Source organism: Streptomyces sp. NPDC057287, assembly GCF_042667905.1.
Classification (GTDB): Bacteria; Actinomycetota; Actinomycetes; order Streptomycetales; family Streptomycetaceae; genus Streptomyces.
Genome location: NZ_JBHUYV010000010.1, coordinates 202753 through 227920, shown reverse-complemented (window position 1 = coordinate 227920; position 25168 = coordinate 202753). Strand labels below are relative to the sequence as shown.

The 25168-nt window shown below is 72.7% G+C and carries 25 protein-coding genes; 16 read left to right on the top strand and 9 right to left on the bottom strand.

The features are described 5' to 3' along the window. Positions 1 to 149: 149 nt before the first annotated feature. The 7 genes from ACFUNE_RS21220 to ACFUNE_RS21190 all read left to right on the top strand — a co-directional run bounded on the left by ACFUNE_RS21220 (position 150) and on the right by ACFUNE_RS21190 (position 8550). Positions 150 to 1757, top strand: a complete 1608-nt coding sequence (locus tag ACFUNE_RS21220) for an ABC transporter substrate-binding protein (RefSeq protein WP_383570053.1) — start codon at positions 150 to 152, stop codon at positions 1755 to 1757. Further along, a complete protein-coding gene (locus ACFUNE_RS21215; RefSeq protein ID WP_383570050.1) occupies positions 1754 to 2707 on the top strand; it encodes an ABC transporter permease in 954 nt (317 codons plus the stop codon). The genes ACFUNE_RS21220 and ACFUNE_RS21215 overlap by 4 nt, the downstream gene beginning before the upstream one ends. Next, positions 2704 to 3594 carry an ABC transporter permease gene (locus ACFUNE_RS21210; RefSeq protein ID WP_383570047.1) on the top strand — a complete coding sequence of 297 codons (891 nt, stop codon included), beginning with the start codon at positions 2704 to 2706 and terminating at the stop codon, positions 3592 to 3594. Before ACFUNE_RS21215 ends, ACFUNE_RS21210 begins: the two co-directional genes overlap by 4 nt. Next, positions 3591 to 4709, top strand: a complete 1119-nt coding sequence (locus tag ACFUNE_RS21205; RefSeq protein WP_383570045.1) for an ABC transporter ATP-binding protein — start codon at positions 3591 to 3593, stop codon at positions 4707 to 4709. Before ACFUNE_RS21210 ends, ACFUNE_RS21205 begins: the two co-directional genes overlap by 4 nt. 71 nt (positions 4710 to 4780) lie before the next feature. Continuing rightward, positions 4781 to 5746, top strand: a complete 966-nt coding sequence (locus tag ACFUNE_RS21200; RefSeq protein WP_383570315.1) for an ABC transporter ATP-binding protein — start codon at positions 4781 to 4783, stop codon at positions 5744 to 5746. 83 nt (positions 5747 to 5829) lie between these two features. Then, positions 5830 to 7635, top strand: coding sequence for a gamma-glutamyltransferase family protein (locus ACFUNE_RS21195; protein WP_383570042.1), 1806 nt, complete (start codon positions 5830 to 5832; stop codon positions 7633 to 7635). A gap of 45 nt (positions 7636 to 7680) precedes the next feature. Beyond that, the gene (locus tag ACFUNE_RS21190) at positions 7681 to 8550 is read left to right on the top strand and encodes an inositol monophosphatase family protein (RefSeq protein WP_383570039.1); all 870 of its coding nucleotides are present in this window, start codon (positions 7681 to 7683) and stop codon (positions 8548 to 8550) included. Here ACFUNE_RS21190 and ACFUNE_RS21185 read toward each other — a convergent pair. After that, complete coding sequence (locus tag ACFUNE_RS21185; RefSeq protein WP_383570036.1) at positions 8530 to 9369, bottom strand: nucleotidyltransferase domain-containing protein; 840 nt, start codon at positions 9367 to 9369, stop codon at positions 8530 to 8532. The genes ACFUNE_RS21190 and ACFUNE_RS21185 overlap by 21 nt on opposite strands. A gap of 87 nt (positions 9370 to 9456) precedes the next feature. Here ACFUNE_RS21185 and ACFUNE_RS21180 point away from each other — a divergent pair, with 87 nt between their 5' ends. Then, complete coding sequence (locus ACFUNE_RS21180) at positions 9457 to 10872, top strand: phytoene desaturase family protein (RefSeq protein WP_383570033.1); 1416 nt, start codon at positions 9457 to 9459, stop codon at positions 10870 to 10872. 144 nt (positions 10873 to 11016) lie between these two features. On the opposite strand, the gene ACFUNE_RS21175 is transcribed toward ACFUNE_RS21180, so the two are convergent. Further along, a complete protein-coding gene (locus tag ACFUNE_RS21175) occupies positions 11017 to 12180 on the bottom strand; it encodes an FAD-dependent oxidoreductase (protein ID WP_383570030.1) in 1164 nt (387 codons plus the stop codon). Between the two features lie 113 nt (positions 12181 to 12293). Between ACFUNE_RS21175 and ACFUNE_RS21170 the strand changes: the two genes are divergently transcribed. After that, complete coding sequence (locus ACFUNE_RS21170; RefSeq protein WP_383570027.1) at positions 12294 to 12995, top strand: TetR/AcrR family transcriptional regulator C-terminal domain-containing protein; 702 nt, start codon at positions 12294 to 12296, stop codon at positions 12993 to 12995. 157 nt (positions 12996 to 13152) lie between these two features. On the opposite strand, the gene ACFUNE_RS21165 is transcribed toward ACFUNE_RS21170, so the two are convergent. Together ACFUNE_RS21165 and ACFUNE_RS21160 are read right to left on the bottom strand one after the other, a co-directional pair. Further along, entirely contained in the window at positions 13153 to 13491 is a 339-nt protein-coding gene (locus ACFUNE_RS21165) for a P-II family nitrogen regulator (protein WP_383570024.1), read from the bottom strand. Further along, positions 13488 to 14810, bottom strand: a complete 1323-nt coding sequence (locus ACFUNE_RS21160) for an ammonium transporter (protein WP_383570021.1) — start codon at positions 14808 to 14810, stop codon at positions 13488 to 13490. Before ACFUNE_RS21160 ends, ACFUNE_RS21165 begins: the two co-directional genes overlap by 4 nt. 326 nt (positions 14811 to 15136) lie before the next feature. Between ACFUNE_RS21160 and ACFUNE_RS21155 the strand changes: the two genes are divergently transcribed. Next, positions 15137 to 15319, top strand: a complete 183-nt coding sequence (locus ACFUNE_RS21155; RefSeq protein WP_383570018.1) for a hypothetical protein — start codon at positions 15137 to 15139, stop codon at positions 15317 to 15319. Positions 15320 to 15416: 97 nt separating this feature from the next. On the opposite strand, the gene ACFUNE_RS21150 is transcribed toward ACFUNE_RS21155, so the two are convergent. Then, positions 15417 to 16649, bottom strand: a complete 1233-nt coding sequence (locus tag ACFUNE_RS21150; RefSeq protein WP_383570016.1) for a right-handed parallel beta-helix repeat-containing protein — start codon at positions 16647 to 16649, stop codon at positions 15417 to 15419. Positions 16650 to 17105: 456 nt separating this feature from the next. Here ACFUNE_RS21150 and ACFUNE_RS21145 point away from each other — a divergent pair, with 456 nt between their 5' ends. Continuing rightward, positions 17106 to 18581, top strand: coding sequence for an AlkA N-terminal domain-containing protein (locus ACFUNE_RS21145; protein WP_383570013.1), 1476 nt, complete (start codon positions 17106 to 17108; stop codon positions 18579 to 18581). 19 nt (positions 18582 to 18600) lie between these two features. Beyond that, on the top strand, positions 18601 to 19119 hold the full coding sequence (locus ACFUNE_RS21140; protein ID WP_383570010.1) for a methylated-DNA--[protein]-cysteine S-methyltransferase: 519 nt from the start codon (positions 18601 to 18603) through the stop codon (positions 19117 to 19119). Positions 19120 to 19217: 98 nt separating this feature from the next. Here the strand turns inward: ACFUNE_RS21140 and ACFUNE_RS21135 are convergent, their stop codons facing one another. Next, positions 19218 to 19802: a TMEM165/GDT1 family protein gene (locus ACFUNE_RS21135; RefSeq protein WP_383570007.1), complete on the bottom strand. Its 585-nt coding sequence runs from the start codon at positions 19800 to 19802 to the stop codon at positions 19218 to 19220. A gap of 317 nt (positions 19803 to 20119) precedes the next feature. Here ACFUNE_RS21135 and ACFUNE_RS21130 point away from each other — a divergent pair, with 317 nt between their 5' ends. Both ACFUNE_RS21130 and ACFUNE_RS21125 read left to right on the top strand, forming a co-directional pair. Further along, positions 20120 to 20530, top strand: coding sequence for a (2Fe-2S) ferredoxin domain-containing protein (locus tag ACFUNE_RS21130; RefSeq protein ID WP_383570004.1), 411 nt, complete (start codon positions 20120 to 20122; stop codon positions 20528 to 20530). Continuing rightward, positions 20527 to 21417 (top strand): family 16 glycosylhydrolase, encoded by an 891-nt coding sequence (locus tag ACFUNE_RS21125; RefSeq protein ID WP_383570001.1) that lies wholly within the window; start codon positions 20527 to 20529, stop codon positions 21415 to 21417. Before ACFUNE_RS21130 ends, ACFUNE_RS21125 begins: the two co-directional genes overlap by 4 nt. On the opposite strand, the gene ACFUNE_RS21120 is transcribed toward ACFUNE_RS21125, so the two are convergent. Then, positions 21396 to 22163: an NAD-dependent deacetylase gene (locus tag ACFUNE_RS21120; protein ID WP_383569998.1), complete on the bottom strand. Its 768-nt coding sequence runs from the start codon at positions 22161 to 22163 to the stop codon at positions 21396 to 21398. The genes ACFUNE_RS21125 and ACFUNE_RS21120 overlap by 22 nt on opposite strands. Positions 22164 to 22233: 70 nt before the next feature. Here ACFUNE_RS21120 and ACFUNE_RS21115 point away from each other — a divergent pair, with 70 nt between their 5' ends. Further along, a complete protein-coding gene (locus tag ACFUNE_RS21115; protein ID WP_383569995.1) occupies positions 22234 to 22434 on the top strand; it encodes a type II toxin-antitoxin system VapB family antitoxin in 201 nt (66 codons plus the stop codon). 4 nt (positions 22435 to 22438) lie between these two features. Here ACFUNE_RS21115 and ACFUNE_RS21110 read toward each other — a convergent pair whose 3' ends face one another. Continuing rightward, positions 22439 to 22933 carry an NUDIX domain-containing protein gene (locus ACFUNE_RS21110; protein WP_383569992.1) on the bottom strand — a complete coding sequence of 165 codons (495 nt, stop codon included), beginning with the start codon at positions 22931 to 22933 and terminating at the stop codon, positions 22439 to 22441. 131 nt (positions 22934 to 23064) lie between these two features. Between ACFUNE_RS21110 and ACFUNE_RS21105 the strand changes: the two genes are divergently transcribed. After that, a complete protein-coding gene (locus ACFUNE_RS21105) occupies positions 23065 to 24180 on the top strand; it encodes a glycerate kinase (RefSeq protein ID WP_383569989.1) in 1116 nt (371 codons plus the stop codon). Positions 24181 to 24259: 79 nt separating this feature from the next. Here ACFUNE_RS21105 and ACFUNE_RS21100 read toward each other — a convergent pair whose 3' ends face one another. Continuing rightward, positions 24260 to 24982, bottom strand: a complete 723-nt coding sequence (locus ACFUNE_RS21100; RefSeq protein WP_383569986.1) for a PucR family transcriptional regulator — start codon at positions 24980 to 24982, stop codon at positions 24260 to 24262. Between the last annotated feature and the right edge of the window lie 186 nt (positions 24983 to 25168).

The window sequence follows — 25168 nt, the reverse complement described above, 5'->3', positions numbered from 1 at the left end:
GGTGGTCCTTGCCGCGGAGGTCCGGTGCTCGTTATCCGATCGTCAGGTAAATCCTGTCCGCTATGTGAGCGGAGCTCTTGCCTTGCGGACTGTATGCGAAATACGGTCTGCGATATTCCTTGATCACCCCTGGCGGGAGGTAGGCCCCCGTGCGCCGAAAAGCGGTCGCCCTGGTGGCGGTTCTGTTGGTGTCCCTCACCTCGGGCTGCGCGTCGTTGCAGTCCTCGGCGACCGAAGTCGGTGGTGTGCGCATGACCGACGACCGGTCCGTACGCGACGGCGGGACACTCACCGTCGCTCTCAACTCGGACCCGGACAAACTGGATCCCAGCCTCGCGCAGACCCTCGTGGGCCGCACGGTCTTCGCGGGCATGTGCGAGAAGCTCTACGACATCGACGAGGACGGCACCCTGGTGCCGCAGCTCGCCGCGTCGCTCCCCACCACCTCGGCCGACGGCCGTACAGTCACCATCCAGGTGCGCCCCGGGCTGGAGTTCAGCGACGGGACCCGGATGGACGCCGAGGCGGTCGTCACCTCTCTGCTGCGCCACCGTGATCTCCCCGGATCCGCGCGCGGCACGGAACTGGCCCCGGTCAGCAAGGCCGAGGCCACCGGACCGCTCACGGTCCGCCTGACGCTCGACCACGCGTACGTACCGCTCACCGGCGTGCTGGCCGACCGGGCCGGGATGGTGATGTCACCGACCGCGCTCAAGAAGTACGGGAAGAACTTCACCAACCACCCCTCCTGCGTCGGCCCCTTCCGCTTCGTCGAACGCGTGGGCGGCGACCGGATCGTGCTCAGGAAGGACCCCCACTACTACGACGCCGACAAGGTCCACCTGGACGGCGTCGTCTACAAGCCGATACCCGACGGCAACGTCAGGCTCGCGAACCTGCGCTCCGGAGACCTCCAGGTCGGCGACCAGATGGCCCCCGTCGACGTACAGAGCGCTCTGACCGAGCCGAAGCTCCAGCTGTTCAACTCGCCCTCGCTCGGATACCAGGGCATCGGGATCAACGTCGGCAACGTGAAGGGCCTCGGGCAGAAGCCCGGGAAGCTCGACACCCCGCTCGCCCGGGACGTCCGCGTCCGGGAGGCCTTCGAGCTGGCCATCGACCGCGATCTGCTCAACCGGGTCGTCTTCCAGGGCATGTACGAGCCGGCCTGCGGCCCCATCTCCCCGCAGTCCGCCATCGCCCCCGGCGTCGAGCCGGAGGACTGCCCGCGGCGCGACGTCGACCGGGCGAAGAAGCTGCTGAAGGAGGCCGGGGTGAAGACCCCGGTGAGGATCGAGCTGAAGACGTCCACCACCCCGGAACAGGGGCGGGTAGGGCAGGTGCTCCAGGCCATGGTCAAGGAGGCCGGCTTCGAGCTGTCGCTGCGGCCCACCGAGTACGCCACGATGCTCGCGGAGACCGACGGCGGAGACTACGACGTCTTCACCAGCGGCTGGTCGGGCCGGCTCGACCCGGACGGCAACGTCTCCAACTTCCTCAAGACCGCGGGCGCCATGAACGCCTATGGCCTCGGCGAACCGGAGATCGACAAGCTGATCGCCGAGGGCCGCAGCGTCGCGGACCCCGCCCGGCGCACCCGGATCTACGAAGAACTCACCCGGCGCGTCCAGGACGCCCACGCGCTGATCTACCTCTACCGGCAGAAGAACTACGTCGTCGCCGGCAAGGACATCGCGGGCATCCACGTCTACGGCGACGGACTGGTCCGGGTCAAGAATGCGGGGTACACCCGATGACGAAGTACCTGCTGACGCGGTTGCGTCAGTCCCTCATCACCCTCTTCCTCGTCAGCGTCGTCGTCTTCGCCGGCATCCGGGCGCTGCCCGGCGACCCGGCGCTCGCGCTGGCCGGTGAGGAGCGCAGCCCCGAGGCTCTCGCGGCGATCCGGGAGAGCTACGGACTGAACGACAACGTCGTCATCCAGTACGGGCGGTTCATCGGGCACGCCCTGACCGGCGACCTCGGCACCTCCTCCCGCACCGGCCTCCCCGTCGCCGACGCGATCGGGCAGGCCCTGCCCGTCACGCTGGAACTGGCCGCGCTCTCCCTGCTCCTGGCGATCGTGGTCGGCATCGGCGCCGGAGTGGTCGCCGCCGTGCGGCGCGGGAAGCCGGAGGAGTGGCTCGCCAACGCCATCGCGCTGATCGGCCTCTCCATCCCGACCTTCTGGCTCGGCATCGTGCTCGTGCTCGGATTCGCCATCGCCATCCCGGTCTTCGCCGCCTCCGGATACGTGCCCTTCGGCACCGACCCGTTCGACAACCTGCGCCGCATGGTGCTGCCCGCGATCGTGCTCGGCTCCGGCCTCGCCGCCGTCGTGATGCGGCAGACCCGGGCCGCGATGCTCGACTCGCTCTCGGCCGACTACGTACGCACCGCCCGTGCCAAGGGCCTCTCCCGGACGACCGTCGTCGGCGGGCACGCGCTGCGCAACTCGCTGGTCACGGTGGTGACCGTGCTCGGTCTCCAGCTCGGGCACCTGATCTCCGGGGCCGTCGTCACCGAGCAGATCTTCGTCCTCCCCGGCTTCGGCAAGCTCACCATCGACGCCGTCTTCACCCGCGACTACGCGACACTCCAGGCCGTGGTGCTCTGCACCTCCGCCGCGTACATCCTCATCAACCTGCTGGTCGACGTGGTCTATTCGGTCATCGACCCGCGCATCCGGCTCGGAGGTGCCCGGTGACCACCGCGACCACAGTGCTCCCCACCCCACCCGGGGCGAGCCGCCGGAAGTCCGGCGGCGGCAAGCTGCGCGCCCTGCGCCGGAACCGGCTGGCGCTCACCGGCGCGGTCATCGCCGCCGTCTTCATCCTCACGGCCCTCCTCGCCCCGCTCATCGCCCCGTACGACCCCTCGCAGCCGGACTTCGGGAACGTGCTCGCCGAGCCCAGCGCCGCGCACTGGCTCGGCACGGACGACCTCGGCCGCGACCAGCTCTCCCGCATCGTCCACGGCGCCCGCGCCTCCATGCAGGTCGGCCTCGTCGCCGTCGTGCTGGCCTTCCTCGTCGGCGTACCGCTGGGGCTGCTCGCCGGGTACTACGGCCGGTTCGCGGACACCGCCGTCTCCCGTCTCACCGACACCATGCTGGCGTTCCCCTTCCTGGTGCTCGCCGTCGGACTCGCCGCGATCCTCGGCCCGTCGCTCACCAACGCGACCATCGCCATCGGGATCTCGCAGATCCCCGCCGTCATCCGGATCACCCGGGCCGAGACCCTGCGGCTCAAGCACGTCGACTACGTCGCCGCGGCCGTCGCCAACGGGGGCGGTGACGGCACCGTCCTCTTCCGGCACATCCTGCCCAACGCCACCTCCGCGCTGATCGTCCAGGCGACCGTGGGCATCCCCGCCGCGATCATCGGCGAGGCGCTGCTGAGCTTCCTCGGCCTCGGCGTCCAGCCGCCCGACCCCTCGCTCGGCGTGATGCTCTCCGGCGCCCAGTCCTTCCTGGCGCCCGCACCCTGGCTGGCCGTCTTCCCCGGCCTCGCGATCGTCGCGGCGACGCTGGCCTTCAACCTGCTCGGCGACGGGCTGCGCGACGTCCTGGACCCCCGAGGAGCGACCCGATGACCGCGACCGTTCTCGAACCCGCGCGGAAGGCGGCGGCCGAGCCGGCGCTGAGCGTGCGCGACCTGTCGGTCTCCTTCCACTCCGACACCCGCACCGTGCACGCCGTCGACGGGGTCTCCTACGACCTGGCGCCCGGCGAGGTCCTCGCCGTGGTGGGGGAGTCGGGGTGCGGCAAGTCCGTCACCTCGATGGCCACCATGGGCCTGCTCCCGCCGACCGCCCGGATCGGCGGCTCGATCAGGCTCGGCGGGCGCGAGCTGGTCGGCGCCCCGGAGAAGGAGCTCCAGAAGGTCCGCGGCAAGGACATCGCGATGATCTTCCAGGAGCCGATGACCTCGCTGAACCCGGTCCTCACCATCGGCAGGCAGATCGGCGAAGTGCTCCGCCGGCACCAGGGGCTGAGCCGGAAGGACGCCAAGGCCCGCGCCGTGGAGCTCCTCGAACTCGTCGGCATCCCCGCACCGGCACGCCGTGTCGACGAGTACCCGCACCAGCTCTCCGGCGGCATGCGGCAGCGCGTCATGATCGCCATCGCGGTGGCCTGCGACCCGGCCGTCCTCATCGCCGACGAACCGACGACCGCCCTGGACGTCACCGTGCAGGCCGGCATCCTCGAAGTCCTCCAGTCCCTGCGCGAGCGCCTCGGCACCGCCATCGTCCTGGTCACCCACGACCTGGGTGTCGTCGCCGACGCCGCCGACCGGGTGCTCGTGATGTACGCCGGCCGCGCGGTCGAACAGGCCCCGGTGCACGACCTGTTCGCCTCCGGGCGCCACCCCTACACCCGCGGTCTGCTCGGCGCCGTGCTGCGGCCCGGCGGCGAGGGCAAGCGGCGGCTGCCGGAGATCCCCGGCCTCGTCCCCAGCCTGGACAGCCAGCCCGACGCCTGCACCTTCGCGCCCCGCTGCTCCCGCGCCGACGACACGTGCACGGGCAGCCGCCCCGGCTTCCGTGCCATCGACCCGGAGGCCGGAGCGGACGCGCCGCACCGGGCCGCCTGCTGGCACCCGTACGCCGCAGGCACCGGCGGGACGGAGCCGGCGAAGGCCGCCCCCGAAACCCCCGCGCGCCCCGAGGACCTCGAAGCGCGACCCGACCAGGAGGCCGGAAAGTGACCACCGCACAGGCCGTCCCCGCCCCGCGCGAGGCCGACGCCCCGCGCCCCCCGGTGCTGGAGATCAGCGGCATGGAACGGCACTTCGGTGCCTCCGGTGGCGGCACCGTCCGCGCCGTCGACGGCGTCTCGATCGCCATCGGCCGCGGCGAGGTCGTCGGCCTCGTCGGCGAGTCGGGCAGCGGCAAGTCGACCGTCGGCCGCTGCGCCGTGCGCCTCGACGAACCCACCGCCGGCACCGTCCACATCAACGGCACCGACGTCAGTCACCTCTCCCGCCGCGCGCTGCGCCCCCTGCGCAAGGACTTCCACCTGGTCTTCCAGGATCCCTCGTCCTCGCTCGACCCGCGGATGACCGTCGGCCAGATCATCGCCGAGCCCATCCGGCTCCACGGCCGGGACCGCCGACAGAACAGAGCAGCCGTACGGGAGCGGGTCGAGCAGCTGCTCGGCCAGGTCGGCCTGCGGCCCGAGCACGCCGACCGTCACCCGCACGAACTGTCCGGCGGGCAGCGCCAGCGGATCTCGATCGCCCGCGCCCTGTCCTGCGACCCCGACCTCGTCGTCGCCGACGAACCCACCTCGGCGCTCGACGTCTCGGTCCAGGCGTCCGTACTCAACCTCATGGCCGACCTCCAGCGCGACCGGGGCTTCGGCTGCCTGTTCATCACCCACGACCTGGCCGCCGTCGAATTCCTCGCCGACCGGATCGCCGTGATGTACCTCGGGCAGATCGTCGAACAGGCCCCGACCGCCGAGCTGTTCGCCGCCCCCAAGCACCCCTACACCCAGGCACTGCTCTCCGCCGCCCCGGTGCCCGACCCCGTCGCCCAGCGCTCCCGGGAGCGCATCGTGCTGCACGGCGAACTGCCCAGCCCGCTCGACCCGCCGCCCGGCTGCCGCTTCCACACCCGCTGCCCGCTCGCCGTCGACCGGTGCCGCACCGAGATCCCCGCCCTGCGCGAGATCCCCGGCGGCCGGCAGGTCTCCTGCCACCTCGTCGACGACGACGGCACCGCCCCGGACGCGGCCGCCTGACCTCCCGGCCCGGGCCCGTCCCCGGATACGTACGATCCGCGAAGCACCACAGACCCCGCACGCCGCAGCAAGGAGCCGCACCCGTGTTCACCACCCGCCCCACCCTCCAGGGCACCTTCGGCATGGTGTCCTCCACCCACTGGCTCGCCTCGCAGTCCGCGATGGCCGTCCTGGAGGACGGCGGCAACGCCTACGACGCGGCCGTCGCCGCAGGGTTCGTCCTGCACGTCGTCGAACCGCACCTCAACGGCCCGGCCGGCGAGGTCCCGATGATCGTCGCGCCGAAGGACGGCGACGTGCAGGTGCTGTGCGGCCAGGGCCCCGCCCCCGCGGGCGCCTCCGCCGCGCACTACCGCTCGCTCGGCCTCGACCTCGTCCCGGGCACCGGACCGCTCGCCGCCGCCGTGCCCGGCGCCTTCGACGCCTGGATGCTGCTGCTGCGCGACCACGGGACCAGGACCCTCGCGGAGGTCCTGCGGTACGCGATCGGATACGCCGAGGACGGTCACGCGCCCGTCGAGCGCGTCGGCCAGACCGTGGAGACCGTCCGCGAGCTCTTCGAGACGGAGTGGCCGACCTCCGCCGAGGTCTACCTCCCCGGCGGAAAGGCGCCCGAGCCCGGCAAGCTGTTCCGCAACCCGGCCCTCGCCGCCACCTGGCGCCGCCTGACGGACGAGGCGGAGGAGAAGGGCGGCGAGGACCGCGTCGCGCAGATCGACGCCGCCCGCGAGGTCTGGCGCACGGGCTTCATAGCCGAGGCCCTGGTCCGCCAGGCCGCCGTCCCCACCATGGACACCAGCGGAACCCGCCACACCGGCACCCTCACCGCCGCCGACCTGTCCGACTGGTCCGCCGGGTACGAGGCCCCCGCCACGTACGACTGGAACGGCTGGACGCTGGCCAAGGCGGCCGGCTGGAGCCAGGGCCCCGCCTTCCTCCAGCAGCTCGCCCTCCTCCCGGCCGAGCTCCCGGCGTACGGCTCCGCCGACTACGTCCACCTGCTCGTCGAGGGCTGCAAGCTCGCGATGGCCGACCGCGAGGCCTGGTACGGCGACGCCGCCGGCGTACCCGTCGACACCCTGCTCTCCGACGCCTACAACGACGAGCGCCGCGCCCTGATCAAGGACACCGCTTCCCTGGAGCTGCGTCCCGGCAGCCCCGACGGACGCGCCCCGGTCCTCAGCGCGCACGCCCACGCCGTCGCCTCCGGCGAGTCCGGCTTCGACGCCATGGGCATCCCCGTGGCCGGCGCGGGCGAGCCGACCGTGGCCAAGGACGGGGCGACCCGGGGCGACACCTGCCACCTCGACATCGTCGACCGCTGGGGCAACATGGTCGCCGCCACCCCCAGCGGCGGCTGGCTCCAGTCCAACCCGGTCGTGCCCGAGCTGGGCTTCCCGCTCGGCACCCGGCTGCAGATGGCCTGGCTCGACGAAGGTCTGCCGAACACGCTGACCCCGGGCCGCCGTCCGCGCACCACGCTCACCCCGTCCCTCGCGCTGCGCGACGGCGTCCCCGTGATGGCGTTCGGTACCCCCGGGGGTGACCAGCAGGACCAGTGGCAGCTGCACTTCTTCCTCGCGGTCGCCCTGCGCCCCGAGGTCCGCGGCGGCCTGGACCTCCAGGGCGCCATCGACGCCCCGAACTGGCACAACGACAGCTTCCCCGGCTCCTTCTTCCCCCGCGGGATGCGCCCGGGCAGCGTCACCGTCGAGGAGGGCATGGACCCCGAGGTCGTCGAGGAGCTGCGCCGGCGCGGCCATGACGTCACGGTCGGCGACCCCTGGTCCGAGGGCCGGATGTGCGCGGTCGCCCGGGACCCGGAGACCGGCGTCCTGTCCGCCGCGGCCAACCCGCGCGGGATGCAGGGATACGCCGTCGGCCGCTGACCACCTGCCCGGGGTGAACCCGGCGGGCCGTGCTTAGCTGGAGTCATGATCGATGACTTCCTGTACGGGACCGCCGGGCACGCCGGGGCGACGGCCGAGGTGGAGGCGGTGGTCCGGGCGGCGGCCGCCGCCGAGATCATGCCGCGCTACCGGCAGCTGGCCGCGCACGAGATCGTCGAGAAGAGCGGCCCGCACGACCTGGTCACCGCGGCGGACCGGCTGGCCGAGGAGCACCTGACCGCGGCCCTGACCCGGCTGCTGCCCGGCTCCGTCGTCGTCGGCGAGGAGGCGGTCCACGCCGACCCCGCGGTCTACGACGCGCTCGCCGGCGACGCCCCCGTGTGGATCGTCGACCCGGTCGACGGCACCCGTCAGTTCGTGCACGGCCAGCCCGGCTTCTGCACCCTGGTGGCACTCGCCCGGCACGGAGAGGTGTACGCCTCGTGGACGTACGCTCCCGTCCTCGACGAGATGGCCGTCGCCGTACGGGGCCGGGGCGCCACGCTCAACGGCACGACAGTGCGCAGCGGTTCGCCCGCGCCCGGCGCGGTGCTCAAGGTGGCCATGTCCCACCCCGACTACACCACGGACGCCCAGAAGCGCGCCCTGCTGGGCCTGCGCACCGAGGGCATCGACGCCCGCGCGTGCGGTTCGGCGGGGCTGGAGTACCTCGCTGTCGCGTGCGGCGCGCAGGACGCGGTCGCGTTCAACTGGGAGCTGGCCTGGGACCACGCCGCCGGGCTGCTCCTCGTCACCGAGGCGGGGGGCACCCAGTCGACGCTCTCCGGCGTTCCGTACCGCATCACCGGCGGGAACGACCTGCCGTTCACCGCGGCCCGCGACGAGGCGACGGCCGGGCGGATCCTCCGGGCGCTGCGGACCGGCCTGGAGGGCTCAGCTCCGGACGCCGGCTGAGGCACCGCCGTCCAGCACCGCCCGTACGCCGAGGACGATGCCGGCTGCCTCCTCCACCGCCGCCGCGTCCAGGCCGCGCAGGGCCGCCGACACCCGGTCCGCGAAGTCCGCCGGGGTGTCCGGCAGGGCGGCGGCGGAGGCCAGCGCGCCCTTCTCGTTGAGGCACCAGGTGCGGTGGTGGGCGTGCAGGGCCTGGGCGAGGATCCCGAAGGCCTTCGAAAGGCAGAGCGCGACATGGAGCGTGTCCCCGGACGGGGCCGACTTGCGGGCGGAGGCCACGGAGAAGTCCGCCTCCCACGCGGCGCCGGTCAGCGCGCGGCGCAGCGGCTCGGGGTAGGTGTGCGTCTCCTCCTGAAGGGGCGTCAGCAGACCGCCCGGGTCCTGGAGCACCCGGGCGAGGGCGACCTCTCCCACGTAGCAGGGGGACCAGAAGCCCAGCGGGTGACCGGGCTGGACACCCACCTCGAAGCGGCCGTCCCGGCAGTCCGACCACACGGACTCCACCCGGTCCAGATCGCGCAGGATCCAGTCCACGGCGACGCCGTCCACCGTGAGCCACGCCCCGCCGTTCACCCAGGGGCCCCATCCGCCGGGCCCCGCCACCTCGACCGGTGACCCCTGGGCCTCGGACGCCAGTGCGGTGAGGGCCGCCAGGTCCGGGGTGCCCCGGTAGTAGAGACCGAGGTCCCAGTCGGAGTCGGGGCGGTGGGTGCCGCGGGCCCGGCTTCCGCCCAGGACCACGGCCTCGACACCGGACACCCGGGCGAGGCGGGAGGCCATCGCGGCGATGGTCGGTGAGGGTGCGCACGCGTTGTTCATCGGGCGTGGACGTTACCCGGGGGACCGTTGTCGGCGCGCGTGAATATCCTGGGTGCCCTGGCCACCGGCTGACAAAGGAGTCCGAAGGTGCCGTCGATGCTGGATGCCGTCGTCGTGGGGGCGGGCCCGAACGGGCTGACCGCCGCCGTCGAGCTCGCCCGCCGCGGCTTCGCCGTGGAGGTGTTCGAGGCGGGGGAGACGGTCGGGGGCGGTGCCCGCACGGAGGAGCTGACCCTTCCCGGCTTCCGCCACGACCCCTGTTCCGCCGTGCACCCGCTGGGCATCGGATCTCCGGCCTTCAAGGCGATGCCGCTCGACCGGTACGGCCTCGAATGGCTCCAGGCACCGCTGTCGCTCGCCCACCCCTTCCCGGACGGCTCCGCCGCGGTGCTCACCCGGTCCGTCGGGGAGACCGCCATGTCGCTCGGCCCGGAGGACGCGGGCGCGTACCGCAGACTGGTCGCACCGTTCACCGGCCACTGGGACACCCTCGCCGAGGACTTCCTGCGCACCCCGTGGGACGGCCTGCCCCGCGACCCGTACCGCTGGGCGCGCTTCGGGCTGGGCGCGATCCAGCCGGCGACCCTCCTCTCCCGGCGGTTCCGGGGAGAGAGGGCGCGCGGTCTGATCGCGGGCCTCGCCGGCCATGCCATCGCACCCGCCGGCGGTCTCGCGACCGCCGGGATCGCCCTGCTCTTCGCACTCGCGGCGCACGAGAACGGCTGGCCGGTGCCACGCGGCGGATCGCAGGCGATCTCCGACGCCCTCGCCGCCTTCCTCCGCGACCAGGGCGGCACCGTCCGCACCGGCGTCGAGGTCAAGCGCCTCGACGAACTCCCGCCCGCCCGCGCGTACATCTTCGACACCTCGCCGACCGCGCTCGCCCGGATCGCCGGACTCGGCGGCGCCTACGACCACTACCGCTACGGTCCCTCCTGCTTCAAGATCGATTACGCGCTGTCCGGCCCCGTCCCCTGGACGGCCGAGGAGGCCCGGCGGGCCGGCACGGTCCATGTCGGGCCCTCCGCCGCCGAGATCGACGCCGCCCTGCGCGCGGCCGTTGCCGGGCGCGACCCGAGTGTCCCGTTCCTGATCACCGCGCAGCCCAGCATCGTCGATCCGACCCGCGCCCCCGAAGGGCGCCATGTCTTCTGGGTGTACGGGCACGTCCCGGCCGGCTGGGACGGAGACGCGACCGAGGTCATCGAGCGCCAACTGGAGCGCTTCGCCCCCGGGTTCCGCGACCTCGTCCTGGCCCGTGCGATCTCGGGGCCGCCCCGGCTCGCCGCTCGCAACGCCAACTACGTCGGCGGCGACATCGCCACCGGCGCGTTCGCCGGGCTGCAGACCGTGCTCCGGCCCAAGCTCGCCCGCGTGCCGTACGCCACCGCCCACCCCGCGGTCTTCCTCTGCTCGTCGGCCACCCCTCCCGGCCCCGGTGTGCACGGCATGTCGGGGCACCACGCGGCGAAGGCGGTGTGGCGGCGCCTGAGGGCGGCGTGAGAGGCGCACGACTTTCACGCACCGCGGCTCCGGCGCGCATGGCCGTCACGCACTGCGGCTCCGTGATTCAGGAGGGGCGCGGGACGCCGAGACGTTTCCGGGGGATGCTGCGCGCGACGGCACGGGTTCCGACGTCGGGCCGGCTCAGGCCTGCTCCTGCGCCCCTGCCTCGCCCTGGAGAGCACCAGTGAAGAGGTCGATGAGTCCGAACGGTGCGCGGTCGCCGAGGCAGAGGTCCTGCATCTCGTGGGCATCGGCGTAGAAGGTCTCGGTGCGCGGGAACAGCGCCGCCTCGTAGGCGGCGAGTGCAGCCTCGATGTCGCCGGGGTGCGACGCGATCGCCTTGGCGAGCTCGGCGCCGTCGAACATCGCCAGGTTGGCGCCGTCGCCGGACGGCGGCATCAGATGTGCGGCATCACCGAGGAGTGTCACCCCGGGCACGCGGTCCCAGCGATGTCCGTCCGTGAGCGTGTGGATCATGCGCGCGACCGGAGCGGTCTCGCCGTCGGTGATCAGCGCGGTGAGTTCCGGCGCCCACCCGTCGAACTCGGCCGCGACCCGGGCGGTCGCGGCGGCGGCATCGGTGAAGTCGATGGCGGCGATCCATTCGGCGGGGCGCGTCAGCTCGACGTAGGTGTGCAGGACGTTCCCCGCCTCGCGGTGCGCGACGATCCCCTTGCCGCGGGTCAGCGCGTACATCGCTCCGGCACCGACCGCCTCGGCCGCCGCGGTGTGCCGCTCGTCGGCGTCGTACAGGTAGGTCTCGATGAAGGTGGTGCCGATGTACTCGGGCCGGGCGTCGGAGACCAGCGGGCGGATCCTGGACCAGGCGCCGTCGGCACCGACGAGCAGGCCGGTGGTCACGGTCGTGCCGTCGGCGAAGGCCAGCTCGTGGCGGCCGTCACCGAGGGGCCGGACGCCGGTGACCTTGTGCCCCCACCGGACCGTCCCGTCGGGCAGGGAGTCGAGCAGGATCCCGCGCAGCTCTCCGCGGAGCACTTCGGGCCGCCGCGCCGTCCCGTCGTCGGGCTCGTCGTGGAGCAGCTTGCCGTGCTGGTCGAGCACGCGCAGCGCCTCGGCGCCCTCGTGGATGATCGCGAGGAACTCCTCGGTGAGGCCGGCGTCGGCGAGCGCGCGCTGCCCGTCGTCCTCATGGATGTCGAGCTGGCCGCCCTGCGTGCGGGACCGGGCCGAGGGGTCGGCCTCGTAGACCGTCGCCGGAATGCCGTGGACGTGCAGGACCCGGGCGAGGGTCAGGCCGCCGAGGCCGGCGCCGACGATGGCGATCGGGTGGTGGCTGGTGGTCATGGGCTTCCTCTTCTCCGTGCGGGCGGAGCGCCGGGCACTGCCCGGGCATCTATTTGGATCGGTGTTCCATAAGCAATATGGAACACCGATCCAGGGTGTGTCAAAATGACGGCATGCCACGGACACGAGGAAGAGCGCCCGACGGGAAGGGGCGTGCCGACGCCCTCTCGCAGGAGGTGATCATCGGCGCGGCTGTCGCGCTGCTGGACGAGCTCGGCGAGCGGGGTCTCACCTTCAGGTTGCTCGCCAAGCAACTGGACACCGGGCCCGGCGCGCTGTACTGGCACGTGACGAACAAGGACGAGCTCGTCTCCCTGGCCGCCGATCACGTGCTCGGTCACGCCTTCGCGACGGAGCCGTGTCCCGAGGAGAGCGCCGGGGCCGGGTTGCGTGCGCTCGCTGTCTCCGTCTTCGACGCGCTCGACCGGCATCCGTGGGCGGCGTCGCACGTCACCGCCCCGGCCACGCTGGCGAACGCACTGCGCCTGCTCGACCGCATCGGCACCCTCGTCGCACGGACCGGGCTGCCCGCCGAACGGCAGTTCGCGGTCTCCACCGCGATCTCCTACTACATCACCGGCGTCGGCGCCCAGATCATCTCCCCCGGCACCGCCGTCCCCGCGGACACCAGCCGTGACGCCTTCCTCGCGCAGGCGGCCGAGAGCTGGGAGAGGCTCGATCCCGCCGACTACCCCTTCCTGACCCGCGCCGCCCCGGAGCTGCGTGACCACGACGACCGCGACCAGTTCGTCACCGGACTCGACCTGCTGCTGGACGGCTTGATGCTGACCGCGGGTCCGCGAACGGGCTCCTGACGCACGGGCCGCAGCCGCACGCGCCGCAGCCGCACGGGCCGCAGCCGCACGGGCCGCAGCCGCACGCGCCGCAGCCGCACGCGCCGCAGCCGCCGGCTCGCGGGCGGCGAGGCGGCGGCTGCGGAGAGACTCGAATAGACCGGAGAGACCGGAGAGGCTAGAGGGCTTCCGGGCCCCGCTCGCCCGTGCGGACCCGTACGACGGTCTCCACGGGCAGCGCCCACACCTTGCCGTCGCCGATCTTGCCGGTCCGGGCGGCGCGGACCACCGCGTCGAGGACCGGCTCCGCGTCCGCGTCGTCGACGAGGACCTCTATGCGGACCTTCGGCACCAGGTCCACCCGGTACTCGGCGCCCCGGTAGACCTCGGTGTGCCCGTGCTGGCGCCCGTATCCGCTGGCCTCCGTGACGGTCATCCCGTGCACGCCGAGGTCCTGCAGAGCGGTCTTCACCTCGTCGAGGCGGTGCGGCTTCACGACGGCGGTGATGAGCTTCATGGGGCGGTGCTCCTGTCCTGGAAACGAAGTGCGGAGTGGCCCGGCGTCTGCGCGGCGGCGTGACCGAAGCCGCCGTGATCGTAGGCGCTCTCCGCGTGCACCGTCTGGTCCAGGCCCGTGAGTTCCTCCTCCTCGGAGGCCCGCACGCCCATCAGCCGGTCGATCGCCTTGCCGATCCCGTACGTCACCAGGAAGGTGTACGCCGCCACGGCGAGCACGGCGACGGCCTGCCGGGCGAGCTGGCCCGCTCCGCCGCCGTAGAGGAGACCCTCCACGCCGCCGGTCATCGTGGCCGTCGCGAACAGCCCGATGAGCAGGGTGCCGACGACGCCTCCCACGAAGTGCACGCCGACCACGTCGAGGGAGTCGTCGTACTCGAACCGGAACTTCCACGCGACCGCGTAGGAGCAGACGACGCCGGCCACGAGGCCGACGACGGCCGCCCCGAGGACACCGACGGTCCCGCACGCGGGAGTGATCGCCACCAGGCCCGCCACCGCGCCGGACGCCGCGCCGAAGGTGGTCGGGTGACCGTCCCGCTTCTGCTCGACGAAGAGCCAGCCGAGCAGACCGGTGCAACCGGCGACGAGGGTGTTGAGGACCGAGGCGGCGGCCAGACCGTTGGCGCCGAGCGCCGAGCCGCCGTTGAAGCCGAGCCAGCCGAACCAGAGAAGACCCGCGCCGAGCATCACCATCGGCAGGTTGTGCGGCCGCATCGCGTCCTTCCGGAAGCCGATGCGCGGGCCGATCACCAGGGCGAGGGCGAGGCCCGACGCCCCGCACGTGATCTCCACGACCAGGCCCCCGGCGAAGTCCAGGGCGCCGAGCGAGTCCGCTATCCACCCGCCGGGTCCCCACACCCAGTGGGCGACGGGAACGTATACGAGCAGCGTCCACACCGGTACGAAGACCAGCCATGCCGCGAACTTCATACGGTCCGCGATCGCTCCGCTGACCAGTGCCGCGGTGAGGATCGCGAAGGTGAGCTGGAAGGTCGTGAACAACAGGGTGGGGACGCTGCCGGTGAGGTCGTCGGGTCCGATGCCGACCATGCCCACGTGGTCGAGTCCGCCGATGAGTCCGGCGAAGGTGTCGTCGCCGAATGCGAGGGAGTAGCCGGCGAGCAGCCAGACCACGGTGACCAGCGCGATCGACACGAAGCTCATCATCAGCATGTTGAGGACACTCTTCGTGCGGACCATTCCGCCGTAGAACAGGGCCAGGCCCGGCGTCATCAGCAGGACGAGTGCGGTGGCGGCGAGGAGCCATGCGGTGTCGCCTGTATCGAGGCGTGCCGAGGCCAGGGTCACGGGGGTCAAGAGAGGGTCCCTCCTCGGGGCGGCGTGGGGTCCGGCCCGACGAGGGTTGCGGGCGTGCGTTTCGCGCAGGGCGCCGTCGCGTTTCCGGCATGTTTCATTGCCTGAAGGTGACCGAAACCTCACATGCGGACGGCGTTTCCGGCTTCCCGGACTCACCGGTCCGTGCCTGTCCGACGAAGGCGGACGTCGTTCCGTGCGGGCGGATGCGTGTGCCCCGTCATGATCGTGGCGGTCCGCCGGGCGCGGGGGCGGTGTCGCCGGCAGGAGGGAAGGACCTCCGTGTCCGGGCCGCGCCGGCATGCCAACAGCTCCTGGAACCAGCAGACATGAGGAGCGGAACGACGCTCGGCCCGGCGATACGCCCATGCCCATGCCCATGCCGGGAGCCGCTCAAGCCGACCCTCGAGGAGTTCTACGCCTTCATCGAGGAGCTCCCGGGCGACCTGGACGGCTCCCACTTCTGGAAGAAGGGCGCCGAGGGCCTGGCCGGCCACTACGAGACCTGGTGACCGGCCGGCCCCGGGCCGACCGTGCGGGCCGGCTGAGATTCCTCCGCCCGTCAGGGGACTTCGGGTCTCGCGCCCGCCACCGGACCGCTCCACCGGGCTACGGCGTCACCTCGTTGCCGCCGAAGGTCACGACCAGGTGGCCGTCCGACGCGAAGGACCAGTCCATCGCGCCGGTGTACGCCGAGCAGCCCGACCCGTTCGATCCGGTCCAGAACTGGTTCGAGCCGTCGGCGTCCCCCACGGTCTTGTCGTTGGAACCGTCACCGCTGCGGCACGAGACGTTGTCGCGGAACACGGAAGTGCCCTTGTCGAAGGAGAAGTTGCGCTCCGCGTTGTCGATGCTGACGTTGTCCGACACCGTCATCGAGCCGGGGTTGCTGTTGTAGGTGAACCCGTGGTGGCCGTTGTTGTAGGCGATGTTGCGCCGGACGATGTGGTCGACCTCGATGTCGTCGCCGCCGAGCTTGTAGCCGTTGCGGTCGCCGTCGGAGTTCACCGTCCCGTCGGAGAGGGTCCCGTTGTCGTAGGACAGGGAGTCCTCGATGGTCACCGGGCCGATGGGGCCCGTGTCCGTCTTGGTGTAGAGGTCCCAGCCGTCGTCGATGTTGTTGTGGGACACGGTGTAACGGAAGACGTTGCCGGGGCCCGAGGTGAGCTTCGACGCGAAGCCGTCGGCGTCCTCCCCGTCGGAGTCGGCGTTGTCGTGCGACTCCGAGCTCAGGATGAGGTTGTCGGAGGGCCACTCGTCGTCGGGGGTGTCGGAGGCGATCCGCGAGATCTGCAGGCCCGAGTCGTGGTTGAAGCGCGTCACGACGTGCTCGATGACGTTGTTGCTGCCGCCGACGAAGATCCCGTTGTCACCGGCGTGCTCCACGGTGATGCCGTCGACGTGCCAGTACGCGCCGTTCAGGGCGAGCCCGCGGTTGGCCGGGTCCTCGCTCATCGCCGAGAAGTCCAGGACCGGGCGCTCGCCGGGGTAGGCGGCCAGTGTCGTGCGGGCGCCCGCCGAGCCGTCGTTGCCCGGCGGGACGGTGACCGTCTGGGAGTGCGCGTACGTCCCGCCGCGGAGGTAGATCGTCCCGCCGGAGGTGACGCGGCCGATCGCCGAGGCCAGCGTCGTCGGGTCGGACTCGGTCCCGGCCGCGCCGTCGCTGCCGTCCGGCGCCACGTACAGGGCACCGGCTGCCGGTGCCGCCGGGACGCCGACCGCACTCGTGCCGGCTGCCGCAGCCTCGGGAGCGGACGTGGCCTGCGCCATGGTGCCTGACAGTGCCACGAGTGAGCCGGCCAGCAGGCTGACGCACGCGATGACGGGCTTCTTCTTCTGCATCGTTCGTCTCCAGGTTGGGGGAGTGACCAGTGGGGGGCCGGAGCGGCGGATCCGGGGAATGCCGATGGGGGAGCCGGGCCGGCACGGAAGGGCCCCGGAGGGGGCCGGGCCGGCGGGCCGGGCGGATTCGGGGGTCTCCAGTCCCTCATGTCGGGCGCGCCGATGCCCTCCGTTCGAGGGTGTGAACAGGTGGTGCGGTAGACGACCCACGGGGTAGGAGTGGAAAGCGCTTTCCCTGAACCGTAGGGTTGTGTCGTGAGCACGTCAATAGTTCTGTACATGATTAATGTTCACTGACCTGAACGGTGCAGGAGAGTTGCGCGCCACGGAGTGCTGCGGCCCGCTCGGTGGCGGGACCGAAGGGATGAACGAGGGCCGGATCCACGCGTGACTCCCCGGCAGGTCCATGTCGGATTTCCGCCAGCCTTAGGACCCGCGGTCCCCGATGCTTGGACCATGCACACCGACACCGAACGCTGCGTGCGGGCCGTACGGTCGAAGGACGCCCGCTTCGACGGATGGTTCTTCACGGCCGTCCTGACCACCCGGATCTACTGCCGGCCCAGCTGCCCGGTCGTCCCGCCGAAGGCCGTCAACATGACCTTCTACCCCAGCGCCGCGGCCTGTCAGCAGGCCGGGTTCCGGGCCTGCAAGCGATGCCGCCCCGACACCAGCCCCGGCTCCCCGGAATGGAACGTCCGCGCCGACTCCGTCGCCCGGGCCATGCGCCTCATCCAGGACGGGGTCGTCGACAGGGAAGGTGTCTCGGGGCTCGCCTCACGGCTCGGGTACTCCGCACGCCAGATCGAGCGCCAGCTCCTCGCCGAGCTCGGCGCCGGACCCCTCGCGCTCGCCCGGTCCCAGCGGGCGCAGACCGCCCGGGTCCTCATCGAGACGACCGAACTGCCCATGGCCGAGGTCGCGTTCGCGGCCGGATTCTCGTCCATCCGCACGTTCAACGACACCGTGCGCGAAGTCTTCGCACGTGCCCCGGGCGACATGCGCACCCGCGCGGCACGCGGCGCCCGGACGCCGGGTGCCTCCCCCGGCGTCATCGCCCTGCGGCTGCCCTACCGATCCCCGCTCACCCCTGGCAACCTCTTCGGGCACCTGGCCGCGACCGCCGTCCCGGGCGTCGAGGAATGGCGTGAAGGCGCCTACCGCCGCACGCTCACCCTCCCGCACGGCCACGGCATCGTCGCGTTGTCCCCGCAGCCCGGCCACATCGACTGCCGGCTCTCGCTCACCGACCCCCGCGACCTCACCCAGGCCATCAGCCGCTGCCGCAGACTCCTCGACCTGGACGCCGACCCGGTGGCGGTGGACGAACAGCTGCGCTCGGATCCGCTGCTCGCCCCGCTGGTCGACGCCTCTCCGGGCCGGCGGGTCCCGCGCACGGTCGACGCGGCGGAATTCGCCGTGCGCGCGGTGCTCGGCCAGCAGGTCTCCACGGCGGCCGCCCGCACCCACGCGGCCCGCCTGGTCCGTGCCCACGGAGTGCCGGTCGAGGACCCCGAGGGCGGCCTGACCCACCTCTTCCCGACCTCCGACGCGCTGGCCGGACTGGACCCCGAGGCGCTCGCCCTGCCGCGCAGCCGCCGCGCCACGCTCACCACGCTCGTGAGCGCCCTCGCCGCCGGATCCCTGCACCTGGGGGAGGGATCCGACTGGGAGAGGAGCCGCGCGGAGCTGGCCGCGCTGCCCGGTTTCGGCCCCTGGACGGTCGAGGTCATCGCCATGCGGGCCCTCGGGGACCCGGACGCCTTCCTCGCCACCGACCTGGGGATCCGCAGGTCCGCCGGACAGCTCGGCCTTCCGGCGACCCCCGCGGCGCTCACCGCCCGCGCCGCCGGGTGGCGCCCCTGGCGTGCGTACGCGGTGCAGTATCTGTGGGCCGTCGACGACCATCCCATCAACCATCTGCCCGCCTGAGGGCGTGAGGACGCGAACCATGACCGCCACATCCACGGTGACCAGGCAGCACACGGTCATCGACAGCCCGTACGGGGCACTCACCCTCGTCGCGACGGACGGCGTGCTGTCCGGTCTGTACATGAACGGGCAACGGCACCGCCCGCCCGAGGAGACCTTCGGCGCACCGGATCCGCTGCCCTTCCGGGAGACCGCACGTCAGCTCGACGCCTACTTCGCGGGCGAGCTGACGGACTTCGACCTGCCGCTGCGTCTGGAGGGCACCGCCTTCCAGCGCGGCGTCTGGGCCGAGCTCGTGCGGATCCCCTACGGCGAGACGCGCTCCTACGGTGAACTGGCCGGCCGTCTCGGCAAGCCCGGTGCCTCCCGCGCGGTGGGCCTGGCCAACGGCAAGAACCCGGTGGGGATCATCGTTCCCTGCCACCGCGTCATCGGAGCCTCGGGAAGCCTGACGGGGTACGGCGGCGGGCTGGACCGCAAGCAGCGGCTCCTGGCCTTCGAGCGCGGGGCGCAGGACGAGGTGCCCGTCCTGTTCTGAGGCGGGTGCGGACGAGGCCGGGCACCCGGCCCCACGCGTCCTGCTCCGAGCGGGCGGGCGGGGCCGGCACCCGGCCCCGCCCGGCGCGCCGCCGTCGCTCAGCTCGTGAAGATCTCGACGACCGACCAGATCGCCAGACCGAGCATGCACAGGCCGCCGATGCGCTGCACCGTCTTGAGCGGCACCCGCTTGGCGATGAACCGCCCTGCCAGCAGCGCGAGGGCGGACACCGACATGAGGGCGATCGCCGACCCGATGGCCGTGGACCAGGCGCCGTTGCTCGCGGCAAGGTTCGCGGTGGTGATCTGGGTCAGATCGCCCCACTCGCTGATGAACACCGCCATGAACGCGGTCGAGTAGACCGGCCAGAAGCCGGTGACGGTCTTGATCTCCTCGTCCTCGTCGTCGTCACCGCTGCCACTGCGCAGCAGCATGAAGGCGCCGAAGGCGAAGAGGACGGCGGAGACCAGCTTGACGATCCAGTCGGGCAGCAGGCCGATCAGCCCGCCCGCCCCGACGGCGATGGCGACGTGCACGATGAACGCGGACGACGTGCCGAACCAGACGTAGAGCGGGCGCATGCGCGTGCCCATGGCCAGCGACGCGAACATGGTCTTGTCGGGGAGCTCCGCGAGGAAGATCAGCCCGAAGGCGGTGAGGATCGCCAGGGGGTCGAGATGCATTCCGGGTGGCTTTCTGTGAGAGCCGGGCCCCGGGCCTTCCGCGAAGCGCCACAGGGGCTTTTTCGGAGGACCACCCGGCCCGGCATGACGGCAGCGCCCGCAGGACGCGGACGTGTCATACCTGACCGAAGGTCTCGCCCACCCGTAAGGATCTACGAGCCCGGCCACCGGGAACCCGAAGGCTCCAGTGTGTCGACGACCGGTTTGCGGGGCTACTCCCCTTCGCAGCCGTCAACGATACCCCACCGGACCTGCGCACCGGCAGCTCGGTAGAGTCCTACGGTGATCATCCGTGCCGTCCCCGGGAGCGCACCCGCATGAGCCGCCGACCGCGCAAGGCCGCCGGACCCGGGCCGTCCCGTCCCACGGTGAGCGTCTGCCGGGGCTGCTGCTGCGGCACCCCGAAGATCCCCGGCGTGGACCACGCGGGCCAGCTCGCGCAGCTGCGGCAGTCCCTCGACGGGGCCGCGACCGTCCGCGCGGTGGAGTGCCTGGACGCCTGCGAGCACGGCAACGTCATCGTCGTACAGCCCTCCGCCGAGGGCCGCCGCGCGGGTGGCCGCCCCGTCTGGCTCGGGCTGGTCAACGACCCGCACGCCGTCGCCGACATCGCCACCTGGGCGTCGGAGGGCGGCCCCGGCCTGACGGACGCGCCCGAGATCCTCGACCTCTACGCGTTCAGCCCCTCGCGGCGGATCAGGGCCGGACTCGACGGCGAGGGAGCGTGAAGCGCCGGACACGCGGAAGGCGCGGTGCGGCGGGGCGGCGGACCCGCTCGGCACTCGTGCTTGCGCTCGGCGCACTGCTGAGCGGATGCGGGTCCGCTCCGGAGCCCACGGAACCTCCTTCCGCCCGGGAGGAGCCCTTCTGGCAGGCCGAGTTCGACGGAGCGGCGGCCACCCGTCCCCCGGAGGGGTCCTGGACGACCGAGACCGGGAACCGGGACGCCGAGGGGTGGGGCAACAACGAGCTGCAGTACTACACGGACGACGCGGCCAACTCCGCTCTCGACGGCGCGGGTCACCTCGCGATCTCGGCCCGGCCCGCCTCGGCCGGCTCCGAGCTGCCCTGCTACACGCAGGAGTTCTGCAGCTGGACGTCGGCCCGCCTGACCACCGAGGGAAAGGTCGCGCTCTCCCGCGGACGCGTGGAGGTCCGCGCGAAGATGCCCACCGGCACCGGCCTGCTGCCGGCGATCTGGATGCTGGGCGACAACGGGGTCGACTGGCCCGGCCAGGGTGAGCTCGACATCTGCGAGGTGGTCGGCGGGGAACCGCGCACGGTGTACGGCACCGCGCACGGGCCCACGTACTTCAACGAGAACGGCATCGGCAGCTCGGCCACCCTCGCGGCCGACGCCTCGGAGGCGTTCCACACCTACGCCGTCGACAAGCAGCCGCGCCGCATCACCTGGTCCGTCGACGGGAAGCCGTACTTCACACTCACCCCGTCGAAGCTGCCCGCACCACGTGACTGGGTCTTCGAACAGGACATGCACCTCTTGCTTGACGTCGCGGTCGGAGGCGACTGGCCCGGGCCTCCCGACGCGTCGACGCCGTCCCCCGCGACGATGTCGGTCGACTACGTGCGCTTCTACGGCGAGGGCCGCGCGTGAGGGTCTGCCGGAGGGCCGCTCGAGGCCCGGCCGGACAGCCGCTCCAGCAGCGCGGGCAGCGCCGTCCCGATGGGCTCGCGCACGGTCTCCTCGGCCAGCTCGTCGTAGGGCGTCGGCTCGGCGTTGACGACGACGAGCCGTGCGCCGTGTTCCACCGCGATCCCCGCCAGCGAGGCCGCGGGCTGCACCTGGAGCGTCGTGCCCACGGCGATGAACACCTGGCTCGCCTTCGTGATCGCCATCGCCTCGGCGAGCACCCGCGGATCCAGGCGCTCGCCGAACATGACCGTCGCCGGCTTCAGGATCCCGCCGCAGACCGTGCACGGCGGATCCGACTCCCCGGCGTCGAGGCGGGCCAGCGCGTCCGCCATCGCTGACTGCGCGTGACACCGGGTGCACACCACCTCGTGCGCGGTGCCGTGGAGCTCGACGACCTTGCGGGCCGGCAGCCCGGCCTTCTGATGCAGTCCGTCGATGTTCTGCGTGAGGACCCGGACCGGGGTGCCGGACTGCTCGAGCGCGGCCACCGCGCGATGGGCGGCGTTCGGCTCGGCGTGCAGCGTGGCGGCCGCACGGCGCATCTGCCAGGAGCGGCGACGGATCTCCGGATCAGCCATGTAGAAGTCGTACGTGACGAGCTTCTCCGCCTCCGGGTCCTTCCGCCAGAGGCCCTGGGGCCCGCGGTAGTCGGGGATGCCGGAGTCCGTGGAGATGCCGGCGCCGCTGAGGATCGCGACGAGAGTCATGGCCCGAGCCTACGGACGGCCCGGTCCCGGCGCGATGACATTTCCGCCCGCACCCCATAGGGTCCGGGCCATGGCCAAGGTCACCGTCAGTCTGGACGCGGAACTCGTCGTGGAGGTCATGGTGCTCGCGGGCGTCGGCAGTCCGCAGGACGCCGTCGAGCTCGTCGTGCGCGACTACATCGCGCGCGGCCATCGCACCGAGGCGCGGGCCGCCGCACAGGACGACGCGCGGCGGGAGGCCGACGCCAGGCCGCAGGAGTCCCAGGGCTGACCCCTCACGCCGGGACCCGTACGCCGTCCTCCAGCTCCGCCGTACCCGCCCCGGAGTCCAGCACGACCAGCGCCGCCCCGACACGCAGCCCGAGGCGGCCGGGCAGGTGACGGGCGAGGTCGGCCCGGTCCACCAGCCTCCAGGAGAGGAGCTCGTCCTCCTGGATCCGGATCGCGTCGAACTGCTCCTGTGCCAGCACGCCGCCGTCGTACACGTAGGCGACGATCGGCGGGCGGGTGGCCCCGCGCGCCCAGTCGACCGCGAGCAGCCTGCCCGGCGCGATGTCGAGGCCGATCTCCTCCGCCGTCTCGCGGCGGGCGGCCTGCCGGGGGCTCTCGCCGTCGCCGGACTCGACGGTGCCACCGGGCAGCGTCCAGCCGTCCCGGTAGTTCGGCTCCACGAGCAGCACCCGTCCCCGCTCGTCCCTGAAGAGGGTGGCGGCCCCGGCCAGCACACGGGGGAGCCCTGCGATGTAGGTGGCGTAGTCAGAGGTGGTCACGGAGGCAGCGTAGGCGGCGCACACGTGCTTTCGGACAGGTATGGGCAGATCAGGGGTGGTCCGGATAGGGTCGGGGCGGCGCGACTGCCTGTTCGAAAGCAAAGGGATACAAGGTGACGGACGGAGCAGTGATGGAGACCCCCCACGTGCTCGTGGCGGCGGACAAGTTCAAGGGCTCGCTGACGGCCGTGGAGGTCGCGGAGCGTGTGACGGCCGGACTGCGGCGCGTCGTCCCCGGGCTGCGGGTCGAGACCCTGCCCGTCGCGGACGGCGGCGACGGCACGGTCGCGGCGGCGGTGGCCGCCGGATTCGAGCGCCGCGAGGCGCGGGTGACCGGGCCGCTCGGGACGCCGGTGACCGCGGCGTACGCGGTGCGCGACACGACCGCGGTGGTCGAGATGGCCGAGGCCTCGGGCCTGCAGCACCTGCCCGCGGGGGAGTTCGCCCCGCTCACGGCGACCACGTACGGCTCCGGGGAGCTCCTGGCGGCCGCGCTCGACGCGGGCGCCAGGACGATCGTGTTCGGTGTCGGCGGCAGCGCGACGACCGACGGCGGCGCTGGCATGCTCGCCGCGCTCGGAGCGCGGTTCCTGGACGGCGACGGCAAGCCCGTCGGCCCGGGCGGCGGCGCGCTCGCCGGCCTGGCCGAGGCCGACCTGTCGGGACTCGACCCCCGGCTCGCGGGCGTCGACCTGATCCTCGCCAGCGACGTGGACAACCCGCTGACCGGGCCGAAGGGCGCCCCCGAGGTCTACGGGCGGCAGAAGGGTGCCACCGAGGAGGACATCGCCGTCCTCGACGCGGCGCTCGTCCACTACGCGTCCGTGCTGGGAGCCGGGACCGCCGAGCTCCCCGGAGCGGGCGCGGCCGGAGGCATCGGCTACGGCGCCCTGGTCGCGCTGGGCGCACGCTTCCGGCCCGGCATCGAGGTCATGCTCGACGTCCTGGGCTTCGCCCCCGCGCTGGCCCGCGCCACGCTCGTCATCACCGGAGAGGGCTCGCTCGACGAGCAGACCCTGCACGGCAAGGCCCCCGCGGGGGTCGCCGCCGCGGCGCGCACCGCCGGTGTGGAGACCGTCGCCGTGTGCGGGCGGCTCGCCCTCCCGGCGGAGGCACTGGAGAAGGCGGGTATCAGTCGGGCCTACGCCCTGTCGGACCTGGAGCCCGACCCGGCCGTCAGCATGGCGCAGGCCGGCCCTCTGCTGGAACGCGCGGCCGGAGCGATCGCCCGCGACTTCCTGTCCTGACGCACCACTCGTGAGGGGGAGCCCGGCGGGTTCCCCCTCACGAGCCCCCTCAGGTGTCCCCGTCCACGACGGCACCCCCTCACGGCTGCGGTGCCGTCAGCCTGAACGCGTCCAGCGCCAGCATCATCTCGACCAGTTCGCGTGGCCGTGACAGCGAGCGCGAGGTCAGCCGCTCCAGCCTGCGCAGACGGTTGAGCACGGTGTTGCGGTGGCAGTAGAGCCGTCCCGCGGCCCTCCCCGCCGACCCACCGCACTCCAGCCACGCGTCGAGCGTGCGCACCAGCAGCGCCCGGTCGGCCGGATCCAGCGTCAGCAGCGGGCCGAAGACGTCCGCGACCAGCCGTGCCGACAGCTCCGGCTGGCTCACCACCAGCGCCATGGGCAGCCTCTCCTCCAGCCGCACGATGTCCGTCGTGCCCGGCGGACACGTCAGCAGTGCCACCTCGGCCAGCCGGCGCGCGGCCCCCAGCCCTGCCAGACCGTCGGCCACCGGGCCGATCCCGCCGGGGCCCGGACACCACCGCGCCAGCAGCCCCGCGAGCACCGCCGGATCACGGTCGCCCAGGGCGACGACCACGGTCTCGCGGTCCGCCCGCCTCCGCCGGAGGAACGCGAGACCGTCGGCCTCCATGGCCGTGCCCGACGGTGCGCCCCCGCCCCTCCGCAGCGCCACCACCGCGTAACGGCCCTGCTCCGGCAGGCCCAGAACGTCCGCCGCGCGCGCCGCGAGGCCCGGTTCCGACCGGCCCTCCAGCAGGGCGTCGAGCAGCGCACGGCCCCGCTCGTCACTGCGCCGCCGCATGTCTTCGCTCCGTTCCGCAGCCGAGCCGCTCATGGCTGGTGAGGATGCCACCCGGCCGCGCCGCGGACGACAGGGCATCACCCCCCTCTGTGCGCCCGCACAACCGGGCCCCTCGAAGACTGGTCACCCGCAGCGATTGCGCCCCGGACCGTGGACGCGCGCCGCGCCCGCTGCTGGTCTGTGGCA

Bases quoted from the DNA above. Each gene is read 5' to 3' on its own strand.
- ACFUNE_RS21215 (WP_383570050.1), top strand. From the start codon at position 1,754: ATGACGAAGTACCTGCTGACGCGGTTGCGTCAGTCCCTCATCACCCTC.
- ACFUNE_RS21205 (WP_383570045.1), top strand. From the start codon at position 3,591: ATGACCGCGACCGTTCTCGAACCCGCGCGGAAGGCGGCGGCCGAGCCG.
- ACFUNE_RS21200 (WP_383570315.1), top strand. From the start codon at position 4,781: ATGGAACGGCACTTCGGTGCCTCCGGTGGCGGCACCGTCCGCGCCGTC.
- ACFUNE_RS21190 (WP_383570039.1), top strand. From the start codon at position 7,681: ATGATCGATGACTTCCTGTACGGGACCGCCGGGCACGCCGGGGCGACG.
- ACFUNE_RS21185 (WP_383570036.1), bottom strand. From the start codon at position 9,369: ATGAACAACGCGTGCGCACCCTCACCGACCATCGCCGCGATGGCCTCC.
- ACFUNE_RS21175 (WP_383570030.1), bottom strand. From the start codon at position 12,180: ATGACCACCAGCCACCACCCGATCGCCATCGTCGGCGCCGGCCTCGGC.
- ACFUNE_RS21170 (WP_383570027.1), top strand. From the start codon at position 12,294: ATGCCACGGACACGAGGAAGAGCGCCCGACGGGAAGGGGCGTGCCGAC.
- ACFUNE_RS21165 (WP_383570024.1), bottom strand. From the start codon at position 13,491: ATGAAGCTCATCACCGCCGTCGTGAAGCCGCACCGCCTCGACGAGGTG.
- ACFUNE_RS21155 (WP_383570018.1), top strand. From the start codon at position 15,137: ATGAGGAGCGGAACGACGCTCGGCCCGGCGATACGCCCATGCCCATGC.
- ACFUNE_RS21150 (WP_383570016.1), bottom strand. From the start codon at position 16,649: ATGCAGAAGAAGAAGCCCGTCATCGCGTGCGTCAGCCTGCTGGCCGGC.
- ACFUNE_RS21145 (WP_383570013.1), top strand. From the start codon at position 17,106: ATGCACACCGACACCGAACGCTGCGTGCGGGCCGTACGGTCGAAGGAC.
- ACFUNE_RS21140 (WP_383570010.1), top strand. From the start codon at position 18,601: ATGACCGCCACATCCACGGTGACCAGGCAGCACACGGTCATCGACAGC.
- ACFUNE_RS21135 (WP_383570007.1), bottom strand. From the start codon at position 19,802: ATGCATCTCGACCCCCTGGCGATCCTCACCGCCTTCGGGCTGATCTTC.
- ACFUNE_RS21130 (WP_383570004.1), top strand. From the start codon at position 20,120: ATGAGCCGCCGACCGCGCAAGGCCGCCGGACCCGGGCCGTCCCGTCCC.
- ACFUNE_RS21120 (WP_383569998.1), bottom strand. From the start codon at position 22,163: ATGACTCTCGTCGCGATCCTCAGCGGCGCCGGCATCTCCACGGACTCC.
- ACFUNE_RS21115 (WP_383569995.1), top strand. From the start codon at position 22,234: ATGGCCAAGGTCACCGTCAGTCTGGACGCGGAACTCGTCGTGGAGGTC.
- ACFUNE_RS21105 (WP_383569989.1), top strand. From the start codon at position 23,065: ATGGAGACCCCCCACGTGCTCGTGGCGGCGGACAAGTTCAAGGGCTCG.
- ACFUNE_RS21100 (WP_383569986.1), bottom strand. From the start codon at position 24,982: ATGCGGCGGCGCAGTGACGAGCGGGGCCGTGCGCTGCTCGACGCCCTG.